3 protein-coding genes and 1 pseudogene are annotated in these 4,293 nt (G+C 69.3%); 3 read left to right on the top strand and 1 reads right to left on the bottom strand.

What is annotated here, in order from left to right; translation table 11 throughout:
• A partial coding sequence (locus ACOJSF_RS01555; RefSeq protein WP_420140483.1) for a DEAD/DEAH box helicase occupies positions 1-433 on the bottom strand: 433 nt, incomplete at its 3' end.
• A 249-nt stretch (positions 434-682) separates the two neighbouring features.
• Here ACOJSF_RS01555 and ACOJSF_RS01550 point away from each other — a divergent pair.
• From ACOJSF_RS01550 to ACOJSF_RS01540, 3 genes and pseudogenes are all read left to right on the top strand, one after another.
• The gene (locus tag ACOJSF_RS01550) at positions 683-1,993 is read left to right on the top strand and encodes a M20/M25/M40 family metallo-hydrolase (protein WP_420140482.1); all 1,311 of its coding nucleotides are present in this window, start codon (positions 683-685) and stop codon (positions 1,991-1,993) included.
• Between the two features lie 474 nt (positions 1,994-2,467).
• A complete protein-coding gene (locus ACOJSF_RS01545) occupies positions 2,468-4,165 on the top strand; it encodes a DEAD/DEAH box helicase (RefSeq protein ID WP_420140481.1) in 1,698 nt (565 codons plus the stop codon).
• A pseudogene (locus ACOJSF_RS01540) lies at positions 4,162-4,293 on the top strand (YaiI/YqxD family protein); the annotation flags it as partial. The gene ACOJSF_RS01545 and the pseudogene ACOJSF_RS01540, both read left to right, overlap by 4 nt.

Below are 4,293 nucleotides of genomic sequence, written 5' to 3'. Positions count from 1 at the left end.
GCGCGCGCTGGTCGATCAGGTCGAGCAGCCGGCCGGGCGTCGCCACCAGCACGTCGACGCCGCCCGCAAGCTGGCGCACCTGGCGCGGGATCGGCACGCCGCCGAACACGGTCATCACCGACAGGCGCAGATTCCTGCCGTCCTGGGTGAAGCTTTCGGCGATCTGGCTCGCCAGTTCGCGCGTCGGGGCCAGCACCAGCATGCGGCACCCCTTGATCGGGCGCGGCTTGGCGTTGGTCGACAGGTGGTGGATCGACGGCAGCGCGAACGCGGCGGTCTTGCCGGTGCCGGTCTGCGCGATACCGCAAAGATCGCGGCCTTCCAGCAGCACGGGGATGGCCTGCGCCTGGATCGGCGTCGGATTTTCATAACCCTTGGCGGCGAGCGCCTGCTGGATGGGCGCGGCGAGGCCGAGGTCGGAAAATTTGGTCAAAGGAATGCACTTTCGATAAGCGCCGACAGCCGGCCCACGCAGGGCGGCGGCAAGCGGGTTCACAAGACGACCCGCGTGAAAAGGGAAGCCCAAGGCTAGGCACCTTCAGGTCGAACACGGCCCGGGTTGCGGGCGTTCACGCTGTCCGACCGGCGCACAATGCGCTGGTGTGACAGCAATATCGTATATTGCGGCTGCGAAAGCAAGAGCGCCTCTCGACCTCGTGCCCGATGGCGCTAAGCTTGCCGGATGAAAGCTCTTCTCCTTGCAGCCCTGCTCGCCGCCAGCCCCGCCATTGCCGCACTGACTGCGCCCGAGGCGAAGATGGCCGCCGCCGTCGATGCGTCGCAGCAACGCGACGTCGCCCTGCTGGAAAAGCTGGTCAACCAGAATAGCGGCACGCGCAATCTGGAAGGGGTGAAGGCGGTCGCCGACATGATGCGCGCGGAGCTGGAGCCGCTCGGCTTCACGGTGCGGTGGGTGCCGATGCAGCAGACGGGACGCGCGGGCCACCTGATCGCGGACCACAAGGGCAGTGGACGCGGGCGCAAGATGCTCCTGATCGGCCATATGGACACGGTGTTCGAAAAGGACAGTCCGTTCCAGCGCTTCGTCCGCAAGGGCAACGTCGTCGAGGGACCGGGCGTCAACGACATGAAGGGCGGGCTGGTCGTCATGGTGTCGGCGCTGCGCGCGATGCGCGAGGCCGGCACACTTGGCGCCGCCGACATTCGCATCGTGCTGACCGGCGACGAGGAAAGCGTCGGCAGCCCGCAGACCATCGCGCGCGCCGACCTGATCGAGGCGGGCAAGTGGGCCGACGCCGCGCTGGAATTCGAAAGCCTTTCTCGAGAGGACGGACGCGATATCGGATCGATCGCGCGGCGCGGGTCGATCACCTGGGTCGTCACCGCGACGGGCAAGACCGGCCACAGCTCGGGCGTGTTCGGTGACGAAGCGGGATTCGGGGCGAATTACGAGCTGGTACGGATCGTCGACGCCTTCCGGCGCGATCTGCGCGAACCCAATCTGACCTATAATCTGGGCCTGCTGCTCGGCGGGGTGACCGCCGAACCGACCACGCCCGAGACGATCGCAGGAAGCGCGAGCGGCAAGGCGAACATCATCGCGGCGAAGGCAATCGCGACCGGCGACATCCGCGCACTGTCGAACGAGCAGGCCGAACGGGTCGAGGCGAAGATGCGTGCCATCGTCGCGCAGCACCTGCCCGGCACCGATGCCCGGATCGAGTTCAAGGAGGGCTATCCCGCCATGGCGCCGACCGCGGGCAGCCGCGCGCTGCTCGGTATGCTCAACGGCGTCAACCGCGATCTCGGCCTGCCCGAAATGGCGGAGCTCGATCCGATGAAGCGTGGCGCGGGCGATATCGCCTTCGTCGCGCCTTATACCAGCGGGCTCGTGGGCACCGGGGTCAGCGGCGCGGGATCGCACGCGGCGGGCGAAACGGCGGAGCTGGACAGCTTTCCGCGCCAGGCGAAGCGTGCCGCGATCCTGATGACCCGGCTGAGCGGCATGCGGGCGGTGCCCGCCGCGCGCTAGGCGGCAGGCAGCCGCCGGTCTCGCTTCACGACGTGGGATCGCCGGGGGCGGGGCCTACGCGCCACCGCCCACCGCTGGCCCGGTACATCGGCGTGCCGCAGCGCCGACAAATGCTGACCCAGCCCGACGGAACAGGCCGTGCGCGCCCGCGCGAACGCCGATGCCGCACCAGGCGACACAAGTGCCGATTGGCGCGGTGCCCGACGCGGGAAAGCCATGCGTCGAGCGCATCCAGCCAGTCCCTTGGCTCCTCTTCCTCGTCCATGATCCCATCCCCCCGGAAAGATGCGCAGCATAGCGTGCGTGACGAGAGCGTCCATCGCACCGTTCTGGTCAGTGGGTATGTCGCAGACCAAGGTGCCCGTCGATCGGAGCAGACGGTTCGCAATGATGGGGGTGACCCATTCCCGCAAATAGGCTATAGAGGCTCCATCTCTTGCGGCGCTGCGCGCGCTGCCCATCTTCCCGAGGATCATGCCCTTTTCCACCGTCCCGACGCTTCTGTCCGAAGCGCTCGCCACGCGCGGCTATGCCGCGCCCACGCCCGTGCAGGCTGCCGTGCTCGAGGAAGCAGCGGCGGGACGCGACCTGATCGTGTCCGCCCAGACCGGGTCCGGCAAGACCGTCGCCTTCGGGCTCGCCATGGCGGGCGACCTGATCGGCGAGGACGGCCGCGCCGCGCCGCCGGGTGCCCCCCAGGCGCTGGTGATCGCGCCGACGCGCGAGCTGGCGCTTCAAGTCAGCCGCGAGTTGATCTGGCTGTATGGCCCCGCCGGCGCGCGGATCGTCACCTGCGTCGGCGGCATGGACGCATCGAAGGAACGCCGCCAGCTCAATCATGGCGCGACGATCGTCGTCGGTACGCCGGGGCGGCTGCGCGACCATCTCGAACGTGGGGCGCTCGATCTGTCGGCCTTGCGCATCGCCGTGCTCGACGAGGCCGACGAGATGCTCGACATGGGCTTCCGCGACGACCTCGAGGCGATCCTCGACGCTACGCCCGACGAGCGGCGGACCCTGCTGTTCTCGGCGACGATGCCGAAGCCGATCGTGCAACTCGCCAAGCGCTACCAGAAGGACGCGCTGCGGATTTCGACCGTGGGCGAGGATCGCGGGCATGGCGACATCGCCTATCAGGCGGTGACGGTCTCCCCGTCCGACATCGAGCATGCCGTCATCAATCTGCTCCGTCTGCACGAGGCGGAGACGGCGATCCTGTTCTGCGCGACGCGCGACAATGTCCGCCATCTCCACGCCAGCCTGGTCGAGCGCGGCTTCGCGGCGGTGGCGCTGTCGGGCGAGCATAGCCAGAACGAACGCAATGCCGCGCTCCAGGCGCTGCGCGACCGGCGCGCCCGCGTCTGCGTCGCCACCGACGTGGCGGCGCGCGGCATCGACCTGCCGACCCTGACGCTGGTCATCCACGTCGAACTTCCGCGCGATGCCGAGACGCTGCAGCACCGATCGGGCCGCACGGGCCGCGCGGGCAAGAAGGGGACGGCGGTGCTGGTCGTGCCCTATCCGCGCCGTCGCCGGGTCGAACAGGTTCTGCGCGGCGCGCGGATCGAGGCGGAATGGGTCGACGTGCCGACGCCGGAGGACAATCGAGCGAAGGATCGCGAACGACTGCTCGCCGCCCTGCTCGAACCGGTCGAACTGGACGAGGAAGATCGCGCGCTCGCCGCGCGGCTGATCGAGCAGCAAGGCGTGGACGAGATCGCGGCCCGGCTGGTTCGCGCGCATCGCGCCGCCATGCCGCAGCCCGAGGAACTGGCCGAAGCCACGCCCGAGGCGCGCCGCGCCGCGCAGCAGGAGCGACACCGTCCCGGTTTCGAGGATGTGGTGTGGTTCCGGATGGACATCGGCCGCCGCCAGAATGCCGATCCGCGCTGGATCCTGCCGCTGATCTGCCGGCGCGGGCATATCACGAAGAACGAGGTGGGCGCGATCCGCATCGGCCCAAACGAGACCGCGTTCCAGGTGCCGCGCGCGCTCGCCGCCAAATTCCAGTCGGCGATTGCGCGGACGGCGCAGGGCGACGACGACGTTACCATCGTCCCGTCCGACGGCCCGGTCGAGGGCGGGCGTCCGCCGCAGCGTTCCGGCCCGGCCCGCACGCACCGGCCGACGCCGACGCATCGTGGCCGGCACGCGGGGCCGCCGCGCCGGTGAGGATCCTGGTCGACGCGGACGCCTGCCCGGTGAAGGACGAGGTGTATCGCGTCGCCTATCGCCGTGAAGTGCCGGTCACGATCGTCAGCAACAGCCATCTTCGCATCCCGCCGCACCCGCTGATCGAG

Origin of the sequence: Sphingomonas sp. (assembly GCF_048594985.1) — a bacterium.
Taxonomy (GTDB): Bacteria; Pseudomonadota; Alphaproteobacteria; order Sphingomonadales; family Sphingomonadaceae; genus Sphingomonas_I.
This window is presented reverse-complemented; position numbering and strand designations above follow the sequence as displayed.

Bases quoted from the DNA above. Each gene is read 5' to 3' on its own strand.
- ACOJSF_RS01550 (WP_420140482.1), top strand. From the start codon at position 683: ATGAAAGCTCTTCTCCTTGCAGCCCTGCTCGCCGCCAGCCCCGCCATT.
- ACOJSF_RS01545 (WP_420140481.1), top strand. From the start codon at position 2,468: ATGCCCTTTTCCACCGTCCCGACGCTTCTGTCCGAAGCGCTCGCCACG.